Here is a 22,477-nt window from a genome sequence, read left to right as displayed (position 1 = left end):
TGGCGACGGGGCCCACCCCTTTCCATTCCGAACAGGGAAGTTAAGCCCGTTTGCGCCGATGGTACTGCCACACCAGGTGGGAGAGTAGGTCGCCGCCTTCCTCAAAGCCCTTCACAAACGTGAAGGGCTTTTTTGTTTTTAGATGGTATCTTTGCTAGAAGAATTATTACTTTAAAATATACCGTTGAGTACCCAATCCAATCCCGTTTTACTCGAAGAAAAACTAAATGCCTATTCCCATGCCCTGGGTATAGCATTGGCAGTTGTAGGAGCAATGCTTCTTTTTCAAAATGAATTCGAAACCAAACCCTTTATGAAGGGAAGTATCATTGCCTATACATCTTCTTTAATACTATTGTTTTCGGCCTCTACAATTTATCATGCGGTAGAGGACCCTAAGCTCAAAAAGCGACTAAGGATTCTGGATCATATCAGTATTTACTATTTGATTGCTGGAACCTATACCCCAGTATGCCTGTCTGTTTTATTACCATCCAAAGGATGGTTGTTGTTCTACTTGGTTTGGGGCATTGCATTATTTGGGACAGTTCTTAAAATATTCTTTACTGGTCGATTCGAGGTGTTTTCCTTAGTACTGTATGGAGTGATGGGATGGCTTATCGTAATAGACTTGCCTTATTTGTTGGAGCATATGTCTTCATCTGGATTGATTTACCTTACCGCAGGTGGTGCTTTTTATACCATTGGTATCTTATTCTATGCAGTAAAAAAAATACCATATAATCATTTAATATGGCATTTTTTTGTATTGGGAGGGGCAATAAGTCATTGGTGCCTAGTACTTGAAATCTTAAACTAAATTGATCAAGAGTATAGTTCTAATCAAATAGCCAATAATAGTAATCAAAGGAATCGCTGGTAGCCAATGGATTTCTATTGAATACACTTTCTATTCTAGGAGATGCCAAATGAGGGGATTTATTATCTTTTATCACTTTTTGTAAGTAATCGTTATAATCAGAAATTCCTTCATATTTTTTGATATCCACTTGTTGAATGAAGAGAGGTTTTTCCACAAAATCGGAATAAAAATCCCATGATTTTATGGTCTCAGGTAATTCTGGAAGTTTAACCGAACTTGTTTCAGCACTGTTGAAAATGATGTTCCAATCGTACGGAACAAAATTTTCATCTCCATGATTATCTATACCAAGTTCGATTTTTCCCAATATATCACCTGAACCAGATTTGTTTATAGTAATTACCCTACTTGTTTCAACCCAATCAACAGTCCAGTCAGGAATTGTGAATGACTCGATTACTGCTCCAAAACTTGTAAGTTGGTAACCTTGAGTTGAGGGTTGATAATTGCGTAGTTTGATTTTAGTAGCGTAGGATTCAAAGTCATCATTGTAATTATATCCAATGCCATTGGGGCCTAGTTCCCAATAGCTTATTGAATTTTCATCCATTAGATGATAATAATCACCTCTAAACTCTTCTTCATTTAAATAACCCAATATTTCCAAATGTAGTTGGTAATTACTCGATGGGAGGTTGTAAGCCTGTACGAATCTTTGTTCGATACCTGCTGTGGTAAAGTTTTGTTTATCTAAAATGGTATTAGCATCAATCGGAGCGGGTATCCATGTATATTGGTAAGGTTGTGTATCAGAATCTAGTATTATAAAGTAGTAATTCTCCATTTCGTATACAGGACAAGTAGAACAATCCATATTATAGAATTGGAATTTATTGGGATCATCCCAAACCAAATTACCTTGATATTTGGTACTTGCAGCCCTTACCGCATGTATGTCATCCGTTGTAAAACCACTCGCTTCATAATATTGATAGCTGTGCTCCAATATCGGTTTATAGTCTAGGTTGATGATAGGAAGTCTATTGATGTCAATATCAGAAATGGAATAAAATCTTGCGAAATCATTACCGGGACTAGGACTGTTCAAGGCGAAGGTTAACATCGTTTTTTCCTCCGGTTCCAAATCTAAAGCAGTTCTAAAAACAATTTGCTGTTCATCTTGTGAAACTATGGCCTCATCCAATAGAGAGCCATCCAATTTGGAAAGAAAAAGTATTACTTCGAGGTTACTGTGAAAATAATTGGCAGGAACATTTACTTCTAGCAGACGTCTTAAAATGGTTATTGGAACTTCAACCTCCGTAGTATTCAATAAAACATCTTTAGCTGTGATCTTGAATGTGCCAGGACCCGTTGGAAACTGTAAGGAATTAAAGACATAAGACTCATTTCCGGGATTTTCAACTGCTAAAAGTGCCTGTTCATCAATTTCTATGGAAAGCGAAAACAATTCGGAATATTCATCTGTAAGATTGGGTGCTATGGTAATTGTACCATCAATTATCTGGTCGTCGGATAAATTCTCAATGGATATTTCAGGACCTGTGTTGTCAGAAATGAAAGGAACTTCAAAAAGAGCAATATTGTCCGCTAAATCTCGTGCTACAATCTTCAGTGTGTTTGCTCCATCTGTAAGTTCTGACGTTTGCAAGTTGAAATTAAAATTGTCCGTATCAAGTTCTTGATACAGTTGGTTGTTGATATAGATTTCAACAGATTCCAAACCTTGGTTTTCTTCGATTTCAAAAGTTACCTCGTTAAAATCGCCTCCAATTATTTGATTTTCTGAAATAGAAAGATTTGAAATAACAGGAATCTCATTATCAATGTTGATTATTTGTTCTTTAGATGTACTATTTCCGGAAGAATCTGTTACTACAACCTTTAGAACGTAATCCTGAAATTTTGCTGTTGAAGCCACTTTGGAAGCAAAACCAGATACATCAATAGTTATTTGATAAGGTGCAGTTGTATCCTCACCAACTTTTTCTCCGTCAATAAAAGCTTCCACTTTTGCGATACCACTTTTATCTTCTGCATCAATATTTATCTGGATTTGACTGCTGACCACTACGGTTTGAGAGTTGGAGGAATCTGATATGCCAGCTATTGTGAAATCTACGGTGGGTGCTACGGTATCAGGCTCTGGAGCCGGGTCCGAAGAATCTGAGGAACAGGAAAGGAACGTTATTATTGTAATACCTAACAATATGATTCGATTGAAATTTTCCAGATTTTTCATTTACTTCTTTATATAATATTGTGATGGTTATTTAAGTGTATTTTGGTTTGTTGTCCTAGTCGAACAAAAAGTGGTTGGGATAAAAGTAGTTATCGCTCCAAAAGCTTGGGTTATCAAATATGGCTTCCCTTTCGGGAGAAACCATATACCATTTTTCGTTGTCTTGTATTACTTTTTGTAAATAGTCATTATAGGAAATAAGGCTCTCATATTTGATAACTTCCAGCTGTCGCTGGTCACTATTTTCTGAACTTTCAAAAGTTTGACTATTGTATTTGTCAATAAACACCCATTCTTGTAGGGCTTCGGGTATTACAGGTAACCGTACCGTTGAATTGTTCTGGCTATCAAATAAAATATGCCATCTATTGGTTGAGTTGAGTCCATCCAATACGGTTGATTGGCCTCCATTTTTTGGAGAAAAGGAATCTGATATACCAATCCTGCCAACAAAATCCTGATTTTCCGTATTTTTATTTACGGTAAAAGTTTCATCTTGAAAAGTATGGCTCAATGTCCAATCGTTTCCATTGTAGTTTTGATATGGTTGTCCAGTGTGATCTATTTTGTAATTGAGGTAAATCAGTTCAGTGATATAGTTAGTAAAATTATTGTCCAACCAATAATTGAATTCCGTTTCAATATTTGAATTAAATGTATACGGGTATATTGTGTGAAAGATATTGTTCAAATAATCAATACCATCTTCGTAAACAAATATTTTAAGATTGGGACCTTTAGAATTTGAAGTGTCCAAATTGAGGTATTCAAAGCTTTCCAATGACATACCTTCAGTAGAAAACAGTTCGGGAATTAGTTTAAACCCCTCTTGGAACATGCTTTTGTCTAAAAATGCATATTGTGCTGTGTTTTGATTGGTATTGACCAAATTGAAATAGATTTTATCTGTGGCGAATCCGTTGCCATGTTCATTGTACCGTGCGATTGAAATAGTGTTGTTTTGACCTGTATAATTGCAGCTGCAATTGTTTCCACTGATACCATAATCAAACCCTTGAGCACCTATGGCTATGGTTTCGGCGGTATTCTCATCCCAAAAACCTTCAATGAGGAATTTCTCCGGACTTTCACGTTCAAAAAAGTTAGAGGAAAAAATCGGATAATTTTTAATGTTGATTTCTTTTAAAACGGAAATTTCGATGTTTTGAATGGTAGCCAATTGATTGGTTTCCCCATTGTAAGCATCAAACTTCTGGGCAAAGGTCAACATATACTCTTCGTCCTCGCCAATATCTTCGATTGTACTTATGGAAACTGTTTTTTGACCTGATTCCAATTTTGCAATACCTAAAAGTTCGCCAGACATGCGCGAGGCAAATATGTAAAAATCTACTAACTCTGGATTTTCGACTTGTGCCGGAAAATTAATGGTTATCAGTTGGGTCTTTGATTCAATAGTGATTGTTTGTTCTTTGGAGGAAGTATTTTCTGAGGTATCCGTGGCATTTACACGCAGAGTATAATTTTGGGATTTGGCAGTCAAAGATTTAGCTGTATACCCTGATAAATCAACTATTATTTTAAATGGTGCGCTAGTGTCCTCACCAACTTTTTCATTATCGATAAAGACTTCCACTTTTGTAATGCCGTTCGCGTCTTGTGCGTTGATGTTAATTTCCATCTGGTCGCTTACAACGATGGGTGCGGAACCACTGGAGGTTCCCGAAATGGTAAAATTCAGTGTTGGTGCTACGGTATCAGGCTCTGGAGTAGGGTCTTCGGAATCAGAAGAGCAGGAAAATAGAATAAAAACAGCAAAAAGGACAAGATAGTTTAGTTTGGTTGAATTCATTGTGAGATTTAAAAAAACGAAATCTAAGCTTTTTAAAAATAAGACAAATCAGATCACCTTGAAAAGTAAGAAAATTCGTTAAGAGGTAAATGATGTTACGTTCAGCAAATCTTCTTGCTGGAAATGCATTATTGACCTTCCTATACAAAGTAAGCAATCCCGATTCCCAAGATGATCACCACTAATTTTCGTAAGTTAAAGGCATGGCCTTGGGCACTTTCAAACAAAATAATGGTAGATATGTGGAAGAACACCCCAATAGCCAAGGAGGTTAGTAAATGACCATAATTATCCATCCAAACGGATGTGGAAATATAGCTGCCCAAAGGCGTCATCAAAGAAAATGCAGCAATAAATAATAGGGATGTGACAAGTTTCATCTTTGAATTGATCAAAAAGATGCTCAAGATAATGGCTATCGGAATTTTGTGGATGATGATGCCGTACAAAATGGAATCGTTTCCATGAATGGGCACACCTTCGACCAGAGCATGGATGGAAAGACTCAAAAATAACAAGGTGGGAAATTTGTTTTCTTTTAGTTGGACGTGCATGTGCCCGTGTTCGGCCCCTTTGGAAAAAAACTCCAAGAATATCTGCAAAAGTATCCCTCCCAAAATGTACAGGGCAATTATTTTTGGGTCATGGCCATTATAAACATCGGGCAACAGCTCAAAAAAAGTTAATGACAACAGAAATGCTCCACTAAAAGCCAACAAGAGCTTAATATTGTTGTTGTTCTTTGGTTTTGTGAACCAAACAAATCCAAAACCGGCCCAAACGGCCAAGATGGGTATTATATAAATAATAGCGGAAGGAAAATCCATAGGTGGAATTAAAGGAGCAAAAATAGCCTATTTTTGCAGAAAGTTTTTAAGATAGTATGGCAGGAAATTTTAAGATGATGGCCAAAACCCTTTACGGATTCGAACCTATTTTGGCGAAGGAGCTCCGTAATTTGGGAGCTGGCCATGTGGAAGAGGGAGTCCGTAATGTAACTTTTGAGGGAGATACAGGTTTTATGTACAAGGCAAATCTTTGCCTTAGAACGGCCTTAAAGGTGTTTAAACCCATAAAAACGTTTCGAGTTTTTAATGAAAAGGATCTTTACAGGCATATTTATGATCTGGATTGGCCCGAAATTTTTGATGTAGGAAAAACTTTTGCCATTGACAGTATTGCCAATACAGAGGTTTTTGACAACTCCATGTTCGTGTCCCTAAAGACCAAGGATGCCATCGTGGACAAGTTTAGGGCAGTGGTTCGGGAACGCCCCAATGTAAAGACCCAAAATCCCGATGTAAAAATAAACATACACATTTATAATAATACCTGTACGGTCTCCTTGGATAGTTCCGGGAGCTCCCTTCATCAAAGGGGATACCGTATGTTGACCAATATTGCGCCCATCAACGAAGTATTGGCAGCCGGTCTGTTGCTTAAAAGTGGGTGGGATGGGCAATCGGATTTCTTTGACCCCATGTGCGGTAGCGGAACTTTTCTGATTGAAGCTGCAATGATTGCCTGCAATATACCTGCAAACATTAATAGGGAGTCTTATGCATTTATGCATTGGAACGATTATGATGCTGAGTTGCACACTAAAATCGTGGATGCGAGTTTAAAAAAGGTGCGAGAGTTCCATCATAAGATTATTGGTTACGATAAAGCCCCATCTGCGGTAAGAAAAACACAAGAAAATGTGGACCACGCCAATTTGTCGGATTACATTACCGTGGAGCGAAAGGATTTTTTTAGAGTGGACAAACCAGTTGATGGTAAATTACACATGTTGTTCAATCCACCGTATGGAGAGCGATTGCCCATTGATATGGAAATTTTCTATGGCAAAATGGGGGACACCTTTAAAAAGATTTATCCAGGTACGGATATCTGGTTGATTACTTCCAACTTGGAGGCGCTAAAGCACATAGGCCTAAAGACTTCCAAAAAAATAAAGACCTTTAATGGTAAGCTGGAAGCAAGATTGGTAAAGTATGAAATTTATGAAGGAAGCAAAAAGGCGAAAAAACAGAGCTAAGGTCAGTTACCTATGCTTTAAAATGATGAGGAATCGTATAAAAATAGATTTGGCTTAGTGCAAAAGAATTGTTTAGATTTGGTGATGTGTTTAAAACACGACTAACTAACTCAACCAAATTTTATAAAAGGAGTCCAATGTGGCTCCTTTTATTTATCGTACCATACTCGAGTTTCTTCTTTTTAAGTCCTTCCCATTTATTGGTATTGTCCAGATTTTCGCTATCCAGTACCATCAATGGGGCAGTCATCAAACTATTGATTGTTTTCAGGTTCCTCCTTGCTCTTTTTGGACTTTTTGTAAAGTGGGATAAAGTAAGAGATGGAATAGTTGTAGTTCACACCAAAATTGCTTCCCTCTGTCACTTTATTAAATCCGGGAATCCAAAGGTTGGGGAATGCTTCATCTTCTGTATTGGTGATCAAAAATCCCAATCGGGCACTCATACCCACAAAAATATTGGCAAACAGTTCCACTTTTGCACCTACTACAAATTCCAGCCAAGAGGCAGATAATCCGCTAAATTCACGGTTGGGGTTTTCACCGGGCAAAAAGTCTTTATTAAAGAACTGGTTTGTTTCGTAAAGGCTATAATCGTTCAAGGTGTGGTTAAAACTTGCCACTGCATAACGCCCCCCAATGGTAATGGCATTGTTCATTCCATACCAATTTTGGTAGGTATTCATATCCACACCTGCTTTAATATAGCTTCCCGAAGTTTCGTAATCGTATAAAAGGGTGTTGTTCAAACTTTCGTTCTGCCTCTTGGTTTCGTTCCCTAATTCTGCAGCCAAATACAACTTATGGGTAAGTCGGTAGTCGCCCACCAGCTCCAAGCCCGTGTAATCTTCGTCCATAAAGGAAAGCACCAATTTGCTAATATCTGCACCCACGCGAAGCCCATACTGATCTTTATATTCAATTGTATCCTTTTGTTGAAGGTCGATAGGTTCGCTTTGTGCTTGCACCAAAATTGGCAGCAGGCCAATAAAAATGCTAATGAAATATTTTGACATGGATGTTATCGGTGTTTTCTACGTTAGGTTGAACGACCTTAATATCTTGGATCCAATTCTCGGCACTTTCCGGTACGGTAACGGTGATGTTGTTATAATTGACCACAAACCCGCAGGCCCTTGAGATAAAAGCTTCACCAAGGTCGTAAGAAATGGTTAAGGTATCGATATTCCCAATTTCCTGTTCCGTTTCTTCATCATCCCGTGAACCAGAAATAATCTGGTACATGGTACTTGTTGCACTGCTCCTTAAGGGAACCATCAATGAATCTGGCGAATTTGCTCTGTCACTAAAAGAATCATTGGTCAAAATACTGTCTATATCCAAACTTTTGATCCGTATCGATGAAACTCTTTTTGCTGCCGTGGTATCATCAATGTTAAAAAAACCAATGACCATCAGTGGTGTGTCACCCTCAACACAGATATCATCCTTTTCACAGGATGAAACAAAATAGAGCATTGATGCTATAAGTAGGATGGGGATTATTTTCTTCATTCCGGTTACCTGTGGATTTTAATTCAAAAACTACACCCGTTTTTCCAAAAGTACAACATTTTCAACGTGGTGTGTCTGCGGGAACATATCCACGGGTTGTACCTTGGTGACTTTGTATTTTTCTTTCATAAGTGCCAAATCCCTGGCTTGGGTTGCGCTGTTGCAGCTTACGTACACAATTTTAGGCGGTGCCACTTGCAAGAGTTGTTCCACCACTTGTTTGTGCATACCGTCCCGAGGTGGGTCGGTAATGATCACATCGGGTTGGCCATGTGCAGCGATAAAATCATCGTTGAACACATTTTTCATATCGCCGACAAAGAATTCAGCGTTAGAAATGTTGTTGTGAAGCGCATTGGCCTTGGCATCGTCGATAGCTTCGGGAACGGACTCCACACCAACGACTTTTTTGGCATTTTTGGCCACAAATTGAGCTATGGTCCCCGTTCCAGTATATAAATCGTATACCAATTCGTCTCCGGTAAGCCCAGCAAAACCCCTTGCCACTTTATAAAGCTCATACGCTTGTTCCGAATTGGTCTGGTAAAAAGATTTTGCGTTGATCTTGAACTGAAGACCTTCCATTTCCTCAAAAATATGGTCACGGCCCGCAAAACAAATCACTTCCTGATCGTATATCGTATCGTTCCCTTTGGAATTGATGACGTAGAGCAAGGCTGTTATTTCAGGGAATTTCTCATTAATGTGATTCAACAATAATTCGCGGTGTTCCTTACCATCTTCAAAAAATTGAATGAGCACCATAATTTCCCCTGTTGATGATGTTCGGATCATCAATGTTCTTAAAAGGCCTTCCTGTTTTCTAGGGTTGAAAAAGGGGAGGCCATTTTTATTGGCAAAATTTTTCACCTCTAACCGTATGGCATTGGAAGGATCTTGCTGTAAATGGCACTTTTTAATATCCAAAATCTTATCCCACATGCCAGGAATATGGAATCCCAATGCATTTCTGTCCTCAATTTCGATATCGGAGTTGATTTCCTCCTGGGTCAACCATCGGCTATCAGAAAAAGAGAACTCCATTTTGTTCCTGTAAAAGTACTGCTCTTTGGAACCAAGAATAGGGGTGGTTTCTGGTAATTCAAGATTACCAATGCGCTTTAGGTTGTTTTCTACCTCTTTTTGTTTAAAATAGAGTTGGTGCTCATACCCCATGTGCTGCCATTTGCAGCCACCACATACACCAAAATGCTCACATACAGGTTCGGTTCTTTTATCGGAAAGGGTGTGGAAGTTGGTGGCAACCCCCTCAAAATAGGCTTTTCGTTTTTTGGTGGTCATTACATCCACCACATCTCCGGGAACGGCATTGGTCAAGAAAATTACACGTCCGTCAGGGGCCTTGCCCACGGATTTCCCCTTTGCGCCGGCATCGACTACCTCTACGTTTTCAAACGTTTTTCTCCTTTTGTTTTTACGCATGCCGCAAAAGTAAGTTCTTTTTGGTATTTCACAGAACACAGCTTCTTAAATTGCATCTAAACTTTTGGTTGTTCAAGCGGGAATCACATTCTGAAAGATTACATTTTCATCAATTAATTTGTAATTTGCGGGCACTCCAAGGGATGATTTCTCTCCCACGCTGCTTTTTCGAGACTTCGAAAGAATAAAGGTACAGTAGGAATGGTTATTTTATCAATTTTAATCATTTAATGAAATGGCTGTTTTAGAGCATTTAACATCGCAGCAAGCGATAGATTTGGAAAACAAGTACGGAGCACACAATTACCATCCTCTCCCTGTGGTTTTGAGCAGGGGCGAAGGTGTTTATGTGTGGGATGTGGAAGGAAAGAAATACTACGATTTTCTTTCTGCGTATTCGGCGGTAAACCAAGGACATTGCCACCCCAAAATCGTTGGGGCCATGGTGGAGCAAGCAAAAACATTGACCTTGACTTCGAGGGCTTTTTATAATGATATGTTGGGGAAGTACGAAAAATACGCAACCGAAACCTTTGGTTTTGATAAGTTGTTGCCCATGAACACAGGGGCAGAGGCCGTTGAGACTGCTTTGAAGGTTTGTAGAAGGTGGGCATACCAGAAAAAAGGTATCCCAGAAAACCAAGCCAAGGTGATTGTTTGCGAAAACAATTTTCATGGCAGAACTACCACTATTATTTCTTTCTCCAATGATGAAGTGGCGAGAAAAAATTATGGTCCGTACACCGAAGGTTTTGTAAAAATCGAATACGATAATTTGACGGCACTGGAAAATGCTTTGAAAAGTAATCCACATGTTGCTGGATTTTTGGTAGAACCTATTCAAGGTGAAGCCGGGGTTTATGTGCCATCCGAAGGATATTTGAAAAAAGCCAAGGCCCTTTGTGAAAAATACAATGTACTTTTTATTGCCGATGAAGTACAGACCGGTATTGCAAGAACGGGCAAAATGCTGGCAGTAGACCATGAAGATGTAAAACCGGATATTCTAATTTTGGGCAAAGCCCTTTCGGGGGGAGTTTACCCTGTTTCGGGTGTTTTGGCGAACGATGAAATCATGGAAGTGATTACCCCGGGAAGTCATGGAAGTACTTTTGGCGGAAATCCTGTTGCCGCTGCGGTAAGCACGGCTGCCCTAGAGGTGATCAAAGAAGAAAACTTGGCCCATAACGCCCAAGAATTGGGCGAATTGTTCCGCGAAGAGCTGAACAAGTTTATCCCTTCCTGTGATTTGGTAGTGAAAGTACGTGGTAAAGGGTTGCTCAATGCCATTGTAATCAACGATACGGAAGAGAGCTCGACCGCTTGGGATATTTGTATGGCATTAAAGGAGAATGGATTGTTGGCGAAACCGACGCATGGCAACATTATCCGTTTTGCACCACCTTTGGTAATGAACCGTGGGCAGTTGATGGATTGTGTTTCCATTATCATCAAAACGCTTCAAGATTTTTCTAAATAGATATTGGATAAAAAACTCTAAAAGTATTGAAATGTGTCATTCCGAATTCCTGCGAGCAGGAATTCGGAATCTCATTATGCCATAATCAAATCATTATGAGAACCTGAATCAAGTCCAGGTTGACGAAAATCGACATTTTAGACTCTTTTATTTTCATCGCATGTATCTGACTTTCTACAAAAAAATATTGGACTTGGTATGGAATTCCCGATACGTTTTTTTAAATCACCATACCCTCAAAATAAGTGTTGGATTGGTGTTCAAATATTGTATTATATTTTTTGGTAGCGATCTAAACTATTCTTAGGTTCAAACATATTCAACAAGAAAAAGTAAATGGGGACTGTTGGATGAAAGATAATTTACTTATTCGTTATCCCTTCATAATTTTAATGGCTACATTTACACTTCAATAAGTTCTTTACTTAATTTCTTTATCATAACGGTAAGGGTCCCCTTCGAAAGTTGGGGTTAAAAGGGAATCGTGTGAAAATCACGAGCTGACGCGCAACTGTAAGTCCGATCCTGTTTCACGGGATAGTATGTTTTTACCAACAATGCCATTGTCCCCAAAGTGGGGGCGAGAAGGCCGGTAGGAATCGAACAAGCCAGGATACCTGCCCATATCGTTCCTACCTTGTAGGATTTTGACGGTGCCTTCGCGTTAAGGGCAAGTCGGGCGTGTTTATTTCTTTCTCTGGGTTTTTCTATAGAAAAAACATAGCGTTCTTCTTGTTTAAGGCATTGCGAAGTTGAGCTAAGGAGCTTTTATCTAATTGTTCAATTTTATAAAAGCTTTAGCAATGAAAACAAGCAATTTGGGCTACCCAAGAATTGGGGCCCACCGTGAGCTAAAAAAGGCTTGCGAAAAGTATTGGTCAGGCAAGATCACTTTGGAAGACCTGCTTCAAACCGGTAAGAGTATCCGAGAGGAAAATTGGAAACTCCAACAGCAAAAGGGCATTGACCTTATCCCTTCAAACGATTTCTCTTTTTACGACCAAGTTCTGGATACCAGCCTTATGGTTGGCGCTATCCCTGAACGGTACAAGAATGCCCAAAACACCAAGGGTACTCTTTTGGACCTCTATTTTGCCATGGCAAGAGGAGTACAGAAAGATGGTGTGGATGTTATTGCCATGGAGATGACCAAATGGTTTGATACCAATTATCATTACATCGTTCCAGAGTTTACCAAAGACCAAGAATTTGAACTGCTTTCATCAAAAATCGTTGATGAGTTTAATGAGGCAAAGGCAATGGGGATACACACAAAGCCTGTGATTATGGGCCCTGTTACCTATTTATTGTTAGGAAAAGAAAAGGAAGAAGGATTTCATAGACTGGATCTTTTGCCCAAACTACTTCCCATATACCGTTCCATTTTAAAAAGATTGTTGGATTCAGGTGCAACTTGGGTACAGTTTGATGAACCTATACTTTCCACAGACCTTTCGGACAAGGAACAAGAAGCCATCAAAAAGGTATACCAAGAGATTGCGACGGAGCTCCCAACCCTAAAAATGCTGTTGGCCAATTATTTTGGAGATTTTGGAAACAATCTGGATACGGCACTATCATTACCTGTTTGTGCCCTTCATTTGGATTTAAAGCGAAGCCCGAATCAATTGGATACAGTCTTGGAATCGGGAAGACTCAATAAAAAAATATCCTTGTCCTTGGGTGTGGTCGATGGTCGTAATGTATGGAAAAATGACTTTAAAACTTCTTTGGGGTTTGTTCAAAAGGCAAAGGCACAACTAGGGGAAGAACGTGTAATCTTGTCTCCATCTTGTTCCCTGCTTCATGTTCCGTATGATTTGGAGCTTGAGAAAAACGAACAAGTGCTTCACGAAGATGTAAAGGACTGGATGGCCTTTGCCAAGCAAAAATTGGAAGAGATTCAAAGCCTGAAGATTCTGGCCAGTATCCCCAATTATAAATCCCATCAACGTTTTATAGCGAATTTGGCTTCAATGGAAAAGAGGAGAAATTCCACATTGATCCATAAACCCAAGGTAAAAAAGCGGGTGGAGCAGCTCATTGAAAAGGATTTCTACAGAAAATCCCCTTTTGAAAAAAGAAAGGTGCTTCAAGAAGCCCATTTAAATTTACCATTGTTTCCCACGACCACCATTGGCTCTTTTCCCCAGACCCAAGAGGTAAGACGGGCCAGATCATTGTTTAAGAAGGGAGAGCTGAGCGAACAGGCGTATGTTGAGTTTCTGATAAAGGAAACCACTGATGCCATGGCTTTTCAAGAAGAGATTGGCCTAGATGTACCTGTACATGGTGAGTTTGAGCGCAACGATATGGTGGAATACTTTGGGGAGCAATTGGACGGGTTTGTCTTTTCTCAAAACGGTTGGGTACAAAGTTATGGGTCCCGCTGTGTAAAGCCCCCCATTATATTTGGGGATGTCTCAAGACCAAGCTCAATGACGGTGTTCTGGACATCCTTTGCACAATCGTTGACCAAAAAGCCTGTAAAGGGAATGCTCACAGGACCGGTCACTATTTTACAGTGGTCGTTTGTTCGAGATGATCAGCCACGTTCCTCTACTTGCAACCAGATTGCCCTAGCTATCAGAGATGAGGTGGTCGATCTTGAGAAAGAGGGCATACAGATTATTCAGGTGGATGAGCCTGCCATACGGGAAGGACTCCCTTTGCGTAAAAAGAATTGGGAAACGTATTTGGATTGGGCCATTGGAGCCTTCAAATTATCCACAAGCGGCGTGAAAGACTTCACACAAATCCATACGCACATGTGCTATTCTGAGTTCAATGATATAATCAAGAGCATTGCTGATATGGATGCCGATGTGATTACTATTGAATGTTCCCGATCGCAAATGGAACTATTGGATGCTTTTTCCGAGTTCGATTACCCCAATGATATAGGGCCAGGTGTGTATGATATCCATTCCCCTAGGGTTCCATCTTTAAACGAGATTTTGGAGCTTTTGAGAAAAGCGGAAAATGTACTGCCTGCCTCCAAACTTTGGGTGAATCCGGATTGTGGGCTCAAGACACGTGGTTGGGAAGAGACCAGGAATGCCTTAAAACTTATGGTATCTGCAGCTCAACAGATGAGAAAAACTGTGGGAGAACCTACTAATTAAAACTATTAAGGGACCAATGCCAAGCCATTGGTCCTTTTGCTTATGGCGCACCATGAGGAAAAATATTGTCAGCGATGCAATGCACAGTTCGAATGCAAGGTGGGATCTATTACCCTATGCCAATGTAATGAGGTAGAGATCAACAAAGAAGAGTGGGAGTATATCAACCTTAAGTATTCCGATTGTCTTTGTGCACAATGTTTGAGACTATTGAAATCTGAGTACCAAAACTTAAAGCACCAGCAATCCCTTAGAAAAATTTTAGGAGTTTATTATAGGAAGAGCAATGGAAATAACTGAACGAATGGAAAACCCCAAAATCGGCATATTTAAAGCCCCTTTTCCCAGTACGGTCAATCACTACGGCATTTTATTCAAAGCAAACGCACTGATTCTTATGGATGAGGCAGCTTTTACCACGGCCGCACGAACCATTAAAAATTAAAGTTATGAAGGAAGAAAACAGCACATATATTTCACCTTTGCTCAGTTTTGATTTGTATTTAGAGGCCTACCATCATCTCATCAAAAATTTAAAAAGGGAAACAGATATAAAACAATTAAAATACATACTCAAGGGAAATATTGGGCCCAATATTCAAGATGTGCTAAGGCAAGAAATTTATGACGCCTTGGTTTTAACAAGCTCTGATCAACAAATTATTTGGGTAAACAATGGGTTTACGGAGATGACGGGTTACGCCAAAAACTATGCACTGGGAAAAAAACCTACATTTCTTCAGGGAGAGCAAACCTCAAAAAGCACGATCAGGGACATTGGCGAACAGCTACATTCCAAACAGAGCTACACAGGATCCATTGTAAATTATAGAAAGAGCGGGGAATCCTATGTATGCCAGATTAAAATACTACCGCTTTATGATTCAAAAAAAGAGCTGACCCATTTTATTGCTCTGGAAAGAGAATTGTTGAGTGCTTAAGTAAGATTCACTTCATCTGTCTTTATTTGGCGCGATTGTTTTTTACAGATTTCCAACGCAAGAGGGTTAGTGTGTGATTCGGGAGCTACTTTACTAAAAAATCATGACTATTCCATACCTTTACAAAATGAATGGGGTGTCCCGATAGGGGCTGAGATCATACCCGGAAGTTGAATACTTCGCACCTGATCCAGGTAATGCTGGCGTAGGGAATTTGGTGAGTCAATCTTGCCCGTGTTCCAATTTGGGTACCCCATGATGATTAGAAATGGATAACTCAAAACAATGGAATTTCTTTCACAACTTACCTTATTACAATGGCTGGGAACCATTTTTGGTGTGGTTCAGGTCCTTTTGGCCCGTCAGAACAATATCCATAATTACCTTTTTGGAATTGTTGCCATCCTGATCAGTATTTGGGTATTGTACCAATCCCGATTGTATGCGGATATTTTGCTCAACCTTTATTATTTGGTGATGAGTGTTTATGGTTGGTTTTATTGGAAGATGGGAAAACAAAAGCAAGAAACACCCATATCTACCTCCAACCGTAGGGAGCATACCATAGCGGGAGGAATTGTTTTGGGCTGTTTTGGGCTGATGGCCTATTGGTTGGCACAACACACGGATTCCGATGTTCCCTATTGGGATGCCTTGGTCTGCGCTTTTGCTTGGGCCGGTATGTGGTTGATGGCAAAACGGAAAATAGAAAATTGGATCTATTTGAACATTAGCAACTTTATATCCATTCCCTTGTTGATCTATAAGGAATTGTACATCTACGCAGGATTGACGGCTTTTTTGTTCGCAGTGGCCATATCCGGGTATATCAAATGGAAAAAAATTATTGCACATGAGCGTGATGGAACCTATGCAGGAGCTTAGCAGTCTTGATTTTGGTAAAGAAGCATTCTCTCCCGAGGTGTTGAACTGGATTGCCCAAGAAAACCTTTGGAATCTATGGGTTCCCAAATCTTATGGTGGATTGGAAATGTCCCTTCTCGAAGGCCTGAAAAAATTACGGTCGCTGTCAAAGGTCGATGGAAGTTTGGGATGGACAATTACGTTGTGCAGTGGTGCGAATTTCTTTATTGGCAATCTAAAACAGGCAGTGGCCGATGAAATTTTTATTGACCCAGAAAAGCCAGTATGCTTTGGGGGCAGTGGAGGTGTCTTTGGCACAGCTGAGAAAAAAGGCGAGGGCTACGTTATTTCTGGAATATGGAAATACGCCACTGGGGCTCCCTACCTCACACACTTTACCTTAAATGCAAAGATTCGCGAAGACGGTAAAGATGTACTCCAGAAAGACGGTACTCCCTTGGTGCGCTCCTTTGTTCTCCAAAAGGAAGAGGTCCAAATTATCAAGGATTGGAACACTATGGGGCTAAAGGCCACTGCTACAGAGTCTTTTGAGGTACAATCTAAGTGGGTACATGAAAAATATTGTTTTGTATATAATGAGCTGCACCAACCCCATTCCATTTTTAAAATACCTTTTTCCATATTTGCCGATTTGACCTTGTGGGTAAACTATGTAGGTATGGCAGCGCATTTTTTGGAAGAGGCCCTAAAGATTTCCGGCCAAAACCTAAGTATGGACAAACTGCAAGAAGTGATCCTCAAAGCGGATTTACTAACTATGGGATATGCCGAACAAATACAGCGGATGATAGATATGGGAAGTGAGTTGCCGAATGCGATGACAGATAAAATACACCAAGAGGCCTCGGGTTCTGTACGGTCGTTATCTGATGCCATAATTAGGGTATACCCCACCTTGGGTATTGCCGCCAGTAAAGAAAACCATTCTTTGAACCGGGTCTTTAAAGATTATTTTACCGCTACCCAACATCATATTTTTAGGTAGGGCAGAGCTATAAAGAAAAAGCCCCCAATAGGAGGCTTTTGTTGTTCTGATTGTTTGTTGTTATTATTTATATTCTTTTACCCGCGCATCATCAATTATGCCGCTCCAGTTGAGCCCAAAGGCAAAGTCATAGGCATTTCCATTGGAATCGGTATAGGGTTCCATGTCCCTTGGGACATCCTCAAATTGAGATTCAACAGTCATCATATCGTTTGGCATTTGGAATGGTAACATGGCGGAGGGTTCCACTTTGCCGGAGACAATATCCATTAATGCTTGATCTTGAACGCCCATATGTACCAAAATAGCATCGGCTGAAGGCTCAATCTCGGCAAAGACCATAGGTTTGGATACTTTAACAATTACAACAACGGGTTTATTCCCCATTTTTCTTTTGGTATCCGTAACCAGGCCCATATCCGAAATATTGACAGCGGTTGTTGTTTTGCCTTTGTAAGAGCGGTTTGTTATACCATCTTCCAAAGGGCTTCCAGCAGCTAAGCTTTCATCCCTGGCATTGGTTGCCGTATAGGTGCCATACTGCAAGCTAATGGGAACATATCCATTGCCTCCTTTTTCCGTATCGGCAACGTCGTATCCCACGCCACCATTTGGACTTTGTATGCCTACAAGTGCAAAATCCGCCTCACTAGGTTCATCCACAACTTCAAAATACTTGGCTACTACTTCCATGTTAAATGGATGTTCCGTACGTTCTTTGGTCGCAACGCCAAACCAGTTAACGGTAGGGGCAACGTAGCGCTGAGGTACGTACACTTTTTTCTTGGCTTGTACTGGCAAAGTTTCTGAACTGTTCTTCAACATTACTACGGATTTGAGCTGTGCATTGTAACCCGCTTCCATAAATTCTGCATTACCGACGATTTGTTCTGTTTCTGATACATCCAAATACGGATTTTCGAACAACCCTGTCCTGAATATATTTTTCAAAAGTCGTACGGCAGAAGTTTCAAAACGTTTACGCATGTATTTCTCTCCATGTTCCTCCACGCCCATTTGATAGGCTTCGATAACAGGACCCATATCGTTGTTGCCCCCAAATTGGTCGCAGCCCGCTTCAATAATTTTATAATGTCTTTCAGCAACACTCAAATTTTCAACTCCCCAAGGTTTGCCTCTAAACTCGTATACATTGGGAGCATCGCCTGTAATCCCCCAATCTGTGCACACTACACCATCGTAACCGTATTTGCCACGTAGCAGGTCTGTAATCAAGTATTTATTGTATGCATTGCCCACATTTTCTCCGTTTTTGGTATCTTGATTATAGGAAATTGTATAGTAAGGCATTACGGCAGTGGCCATTTCAGTTGGGCCTTCCAAGTCAAAAGCCCCTTCGGTAAAAGGCTTTAGATGATCTTCTAGGTTTTTGCCAGGATAAACGGCATAGGACCCATATCCAAAATGGCCATCACGACCACCTTCTTCGGGGCCACCTCCAGGCCAGTGCTTCACCATGGCGTTTACACTTTGGTTGCCCCAATCGCCATTTTCTGAGGCTTGGAATCCTTCAACATATGCTCGGGCCATGTCGGCGGCAAGTTTTGGGTCTTCTCCCATAGTACCGTCAAAGCGGGACCAGCGTGGTTCTGTTGCCAAATCTATTTGTGGAGATAGGGCAGTGGTAATTCCCAAAGCACGATATTCTTTGGAAGCAATTTCGCCAAATTGTTGCATTAAAGATGGGTCGAAACTGGCTGCCAACCCCAAGGTGCTTGGCCACATGGATATTGTTCCACCCGCACCAGCATTAAATTCTGCGTAAGAATCACTGCCATGTCTTGGATCTGAGCTGGTATTTATGGGAATTCCCAATCCTATACCTTCAACCATGGCCTGGGCATTATTGTTCCACTGTGCCGATATTCCCGGCGACTCCACACTGGTAATCAAAACATGGCGCAGGTTGTCCTCTAAAAGAAACTTCTTTTGGGCATCGGAAAGGTCGCTGGGTTTGGCCCCACTTTCAGCATACGGTTTGCCATTGTATGTAACCGCACCAAAAAAGCTGTTGCCACCTCCGGGAATGGATTGGTGGGCACTGTACAGCATTAATCCCGCAATTTGTTCCACGCTCATTTTTGAGGCCAGGTCGTCGGCTCTTTCCTCTGCGGAAAGCCTCCAATCCTCATAAGGGTCTAAAGAGCCATTTTTGTTCAAGTCCTTAAAGGCCAAACGGTCAACGGTTAAAATGGATACTTCGGAACCAGAACTGTACCCAAGGGTTGCCCCATCTTCATTGTGAACAAGGTTGAAACCATCTTTTTGTTCTTCGGTAAATTTTGGACTACAACCTATAAAAAGCGTTGCTAAGAGCAGACTGCCCCATCGAAGGTTTTGTTTTAAACTATGCATAGTTTGATGTTTAGTTGTCTATGTGATAATCAATTGCAAGTTAACGACTTGTGATTAGAAAAATAATATGTTGTCTCCTTTTTGAATAGTTTTATTCTTCAAACTCAAGATAATATTCAAAAAAGGGCAGCACTTGTTGGGGCAAACGTCCATTTTTGGTATAAATGTTATTCACGTGGGTGCCGATGTATTCCTCGGCGAAATGGTCAATGCCCAGATTTTCCAATTTTATACTGAACATTTTACATTGCTGTGTAAATCGTTCCCCAGCATTTCTGCCCCAATCCATTTTGATGGCTTTCAAGCTTTTTAGATTGTCAATGTAATTTTCGAGATTGTAAAAAGGCATATTGTCGTGCCATTTTTTAAGTGTTTCTTGGTGTATGACCAACTCGCCATTTTTATATCCAAACGGGAAATCACAATAAAAAGGAGGTTTGTTCGGGTTGGGGGACCAGGAACGGGCAAAAGCAACCATGACTTTGCCAAAATATGTTTTTTCCAATGCTTCGTAGGTCGATATTTCCGAAAGCTCTTTAAAGGTATTGCTGTTCGGCCCGTACTCACGAACTATGGCCAAAGCTCCCGGGCTGATGGCGTAAACGGTATTGAAAACATCGGGATGTTTCATGGCGATGTTCAAAGCACCATAACCCCCCATGCTGTGGCCTGTAATACCACGGCTTTCTTTTTTGGCTAGCGTGCGATAGTTTTCGTCCATGTATTTCACCAAATCTTGTACGGTAAAGTCCTCCCAATTTCCAAAAATGCCGGAATTGGAGTAAAAACTGCCCTCGTAGGTGGTTTTTTGGTTGGGAATCACCAAAATAAAAGGTCGAATTCGTTTGGTCTCTATGGCAAAATCCAAGATTTCCTTCATGGGCTCCAGCATGTTGTGATCGCCATAAAAGCCGTGCAAAAAATAAATTACGGGATATTTTTTGGTTTCCTTGTCATAGTTGGGAGGAAGATAAACCCCAACTTCGCGAGTAGGGTTTTCATCAAAATTATTTTCCAAATTCTCAGAGTAAATGGAATCAATTACTATGGTTCCCTTTGTTGTTTGTGCATAGGTCAACTGTAGGGTACAAATGACCAATATCAATTTTAAGAATATTTTCATCAATCAAGTTTTAGTTTTTTATTTCCAGTGGCATTTCCAAGAGGTAGGAGGATAGTGTTTTTCCGTGTTTGTCCAAACGCAGGGAGCGCGTTACACCGCCCCGAAGTGCCTTGTGGATTACAAAATTCATCGCACCAAGATTTGGTAGCTCATACCGTATTACCTCGCCCAGGACCATTTCCCCAAGAAACTTTTTCACTGAAGTGGCGGTCACCAATTTTTGCAAGGTTTGATAATTTTTTTCATCAAAAGCAATGACCGAGATATTTATAATATCTCCTTTGTCTCCTGTTCTTGAATGTGCTAAATCCTTTAGTTTCATTTGTTAGCTTTCAAAGTATTCAACTATGGGGGTTACCCTATTTTTATCGATCAAAACAGATTGGATGGCAACAATTTCCGTGACTGTTTTGCTAACACCGCCTCCAGCCGCTGGACCATTGGTGTACAGTGTTTCTACTTCATTGACCAACTGTACGGCCTCTTTTCTGTCTTTTGTTTTAGCAGCTACGCGCAGTCGAACTTCCGTTGGGGGCATGTTTGCAATCTTTTCTTTGAAGAGACTGTCAACCCCAATAAGGTCAAAAAGGATATCCTCCACATCGAAATCAATGGATTGTATTCTTTCTTTGATGATTTCAATCGCCAATTTGGCCCGTTCCAATGCATAACTTCCACCATAACTTATTTGGGTATCTGCCATATAACCATCATGATAGCCTACGGATACTTTTAATTTTCCGGTCAATGGTTTTCCTGAAGCTCCAGAAACCTCTACTTTATCCTTCTCTATTTCCTTAAAACTGATGCTGGAAAAATCGGCAATGACATTGGGAGTTAGGTATTCCGATGGATCATGGACCTCGTAGAGTAATTGTTCTTTGCAGGTTGCAGGGGTTACCATGCCACCCGAATCTTTTAATTTGGTGATGAAGAAAGAACCTTCTTTGTTGATTTCCGCAATGGGGAATCCCAAATTGGCCAAATCAGGAACTTGTTTTTTAGCTCCGTCGGCAAAATAACCACCGCATACTTGACCGGCACATTCCATTAAATGCCCCAAGGCAGTTCCTTTGCCCAAAAGAGGGTAATTGCCGAGGGACCAACTAAATTCATGGATAATGGGAGCCAAAAACAGGGCAGGGTCGGCCACTCTGCCAGTCAGGATAATGTCTGCCCCATCCGTGAGGGCCGATAAAATTCCTTCCACCCCCAAATATGCATTGGCAGAAATGATTTTATCGTCCAAAACGGATAAGGATTCGCCACTTTCCAATAAGGTCTGTGTTTCAAAATCCAGCAATGATTGAACGTCGTCACCAAATACCGCAGCTATTTTGATGCTTTTTAAACCCAATTCACTGGCTATTTTAGCCGTTTTTTTTGCTGCAGCAATGGGATTGGCGGCACCCATGTTGCTGATTAGCTTCACTTTTTTTGAAATACAAAGAGGCAGACAAGCCTTCATGCGGTCTCCCAACAAAGGATCATAGCCAAGCTCTTTGTTTTGCATCTTCTGCAATTGGGCCAACGCAATGGTGCGCTCTGCAAGGCATTCGAAGACGATATAATCCAAATCCCCCTTTTGTATTAGGTCCATGGCTGGTTCAATTCGGTCTCCCGAATAGCCAGCTCCCGATCCTATGCGAATTGTTTTTTTCATA

General features: G+C 40.6%; 19 protein-coding genes, 1 rRNA gene and 2 riboswitches. Of the genes, 10 read left to right on the top strand and 10 right to left on the bottom strand.

What is annotated here, in order from left to right; all coding sequences use genetic code 11:
• A 5S ribosomal RNA gene (gene rrf, locus GO009_RS15210) occupies positions 1–101 on the top strand; the annotation flags it as partial.
• Between the two features lie 83 nt (positions 102–184).
• Positions 185–820, top strand: a complete 636-nt coding sequence (locus GO009_RS15205) for a hemolysin III family protein (protein ID WP_163627402.1) — start codon at positions 185–187, stop codon at positions 818–820.
• A 19-nt stretch (positions 821–839) separates the two neighbouring features.
• On the opposite strand, the gene GO009_RS15200 is transcribed toward GO009_RS15205, so the two are convergent.
• From GO009_RS15200 to GO009_RS15190, 3 genes are all read right to left on the bottom strand, one after another.
• Positions 840–3,086 (bottom strand): Ig-like domain-containing protein, encoded by a 2,247-nt coding sequence (locus tag GO009_RS15200; protein ID WP_163627400.1) that lies wholly within the window; start codon positions 3,084–3,086, stop codon positions 840–842.
• 55 nt (positions 3,087–3,141) lie between these two features.
• Complete coding sequence (locus GO009_RS15195; RefSeq protein WP_163627398.1) at positions 3,142–4,899, bottom strand: Ig-like domain-containing protein; 1,758 nt, start codon at positions 4,897–4,899, stop codon at positions 3,142–3,144.
• 140 nt (positions 4,900–5,039) lie between these two features.
• On the bottom strand, positions 5,040–5,726 hold the full coding sequence (locus GO009_RS15190) for a ZIP family metal transporter (protein WP_163627396.1): 687 nt from the start codon (positions 5,724–5,726) through the stop codon (positions 5,040–5,042).
• Positions 5,727–5,782: 56 nt separating this feature from the next.
• On the opposite strand from GO009_RS15190, the gene GO009_RS15185 reads away from it, so the two are divergent.
• Positions 5,783–6,940, top strand: a complete 1,158-nt coding sequence (locus tag GO009_RS15185) for a class I SAM-dependent RNA methyltransferase (protein WP_163627394.1) — start codon at positions 5,783–5,785, stop codon at positions 6,938–6,940.
• A 254-nt stretch (positions 6,941–7,194) separates the two neighbouring features.
• On the opposite strand, the gene GO009_RS15180 is transcribed toward GO009_RS15185, so the two are convergent.
• The 3 genes from GO009_RS15180 to rlmD are packed head-to-tail and all read right to left on the bottom strand — an operon-like array spanning position 7,195 to position 9,898.
• Complete coding sequence (locus tag GO009_RS15180) at positions 7,195–7,956, bottom strand: DUF6048 family protein (RefSeq protein WP_163627392.1); 762 nt, start codon at positions 7,954–7,956, stop codon at positions 7,195–7,197.
• Positions 7,937–8,455: a DUF6452 family protein gene (locus tag GO009_RS15175; RefSeq protein ID WP_163627390.1), complete on the bottom strand. Its 519-nt coding sequence runs from the start codon at positions 8,453–8,455 to the stop codon at positions 7,937–7,939. The genes GO009_RS15180 and GO009_RS15175 overlap by 20 nt, the downstream gene beginning before the upstream one ends.
• Before the next feature lie 30 nt (positions 8,456–8,485).
• A complete protein-coding gene (gene rlmD / locus GO009_RS15170; protein WP_163627388.1) occupies positions 8,486–9,898 on the bottom strand; it encodes a 23S rRNA (uracil(1939)-C(5))-methyltransferase RlmD in 1,413 nt (470 codons plus the stop codon).
• A 235-nt stretch (positions 9,899–10,133) separates the two neighbouring features.
• On the opposite strand from rlmD, the gene rocD reads away from it, so the two are divergent.
• The 7 genes from rocD to GO009_RS15135 all read left to right on the top strand — a co-directional run bounded on the left by rocD (position 10,134) and on the right by GO009_RS15135 (position 17,314).
• The gene (rocD, locus tag GO009_RS15165) at positions 10,134–11,378 is read left to right on the top strand and encodes an ornithine--oxo-acid transaminase (protein ID WP_163627386.1); all 1,245 of its coding nucleotides are present in this window, start codon (positions 10,134–10,136) and stop codon (positions 11,376–11,378) included.
• Positions 11,379–11,810: 432 nt separating this feature from the next.
• A riboswitch (cobalamin riboswitch) is annotated at positions 11,811–12,018 on the top strand.
• A gap of 163 nt (positions 12,019–12,181) precedes the next feature.
• Positions 12,182–14,503 carry a 5-methyltetrahydropteroyltriglutamate--homocysteine S-methyltransferase gene (metE, locus tag GO009_RS15160; protein ID WP_163627384.1) on the top strand — a complete coding sequence of 774 codons (2,322 nt, stop codon included), beginning with the start codon at positions 12,182–12,184 and terminating at the stop codon, positions 14,501–14,503.
• A 42-nt stretch (positions 14,504–14,545) separates the two neighbouring features.
• Positions 14,546–14,803, top strand: coding sequence for a cysteine-rich CWC family protein (locus GO009_RS15155; RefSeq protein WP_163627382.1), 258 nt, complete (start codon positions 14,546–14,548; stop codon positions 14,801–14,803).
• A gap of 4 nt (positions 14,804–14,807) precedes the next feature.
• Positions 14,808–14,948, top strand: coding sequence for a hypothetical protein (locus GO009_RS15150; RefSeq protein ID WP_163627380.1), 141 nt, complete (start codon positions 14,808–14,810; stop codon positions 14,946–14,948).
• Positions 14,949–14,952: 4 nt separating this feature from the next.
• The gene (locus GO009_RS15145; RefSeq protein WP_163627379.1) at positions 14,953–15,444 is read left to right on the top strand and encodes a PAS domain-containing protein; all 492 of its coding nucleotides are present in this window, start codon (positions 14,953–14,955) and stop codon (positions 15,442–15,444) included.
• Positions 15,445–15,567: 123 nt separating this feature from the next.
• Positions 15,568–15,673: riboswitch (TPP riboswitch) on the top strand.
• A gap of 56 nt (positions 15,674–15,729) precedes the next feature.
• The gene (gene pnuC / locus GO009_RS15140) at positions 15,730–16,329 is read left to right on the top strand and encodes a nicotinamide riboside transporter PnuC (RefSeq protein WP_163627378.1); all 600 of its coding nucleotides are present in this window, start codon (positions 15,730–15,732) and stop codon (positions 16,327–16,329) included.
• Positions 16,298–17,314: an acyl-CoA dehydrogenase gene (locus GO009_RS15135; protein WP_163627377.1), complete on the top strand. Its 1,017-nt coding sequence runs from the start codon at positions 16,298–16,300 to the stop codon at positions 17,312–17,314. The genes pnuC and GO009_RS15135 overlap by 32 nt, the downstream gene beginning before the upstream one ends.
• A gap of 63 nt (positions 17,315–17,377) precedes the next feature.
• Here the strand turns inward: GO009_RS15135 and GO009_RS15130 are convergent, their stop codons facing one another.
• The 4 genes from GO009_RS15130 to GO009_RS15115 all read right to left on the bottom strand — a co-directional run bounded on the left by GO009_RS15130 (position 17,378) and on the right by GO009_RS15115 (position 22,476).
• The gene (locus GO009_RS15130) at positions 17,378–19,690 is read right to left on the bottom strand and encodes a glycoside hydrolase family 3 N-terminal domain-containing protein (protein WP_163627376.1); all 2,313 of its coding nucleotides are present in this window, start codon (positions 19,688–19,690) and stop codon (positions 17,378–17,380) included.
• 91 nt (positions 19,691–19,781) lie between these two features.
• Positions 19,782–20,813 carry an alpha/beta hydrolase family protein gene (locus tag GO009_RS15125; RefSeq protein ID WP_163627375.1) on the bottom strand — a complete coding sequence of 344 codons (1,032 nt, stop codon included), beginning with the start codon at positions 20,811–20,813 and terminating at the stop codon, positions 19,782–19,784.
• A 10-nt stretch (positions 20,814–20,823) separates the two neighbouring features.
• A complete protein-coding gene (locus GO009_RS15120; RefSeq protein ID WP_163627374.1) occupies positions 20,824–21,135 on the bottom strand; it encodes a hypothetical protein in 312 nt (103 codons plus the stop codon).
• 3 nt (positions 21,136–21,138) lie between these two features.
• Complete coding sequence (locus tag GO009_RS15115; RefSeq protein ID WP_163627373.1) at positions 21,139–22,476, bottom strand: acyclic terpene utilization AtuA family protein; 1,338 nt, start codon at positions 22,474–22,476, stop codon at positions 21,139–21,141.
• Position 22,477 lies beyond the last annotated feature (1 nt).

The sequence above is a fragment of the Allomuricauda sp. TY007 genome (assembly GCF_010468565.1).
Taxonomy (GTDB): domain Bacteria; phylum Bacteroidota; class Bacteroidia; order Flavobacteriales; family Flavobacteriaceae; genus Flagellimonas.
Note: the sequence above shows the minus strand (reverse complement) of the source record. Positions and strands in the feature narration are given on the sequence as shown.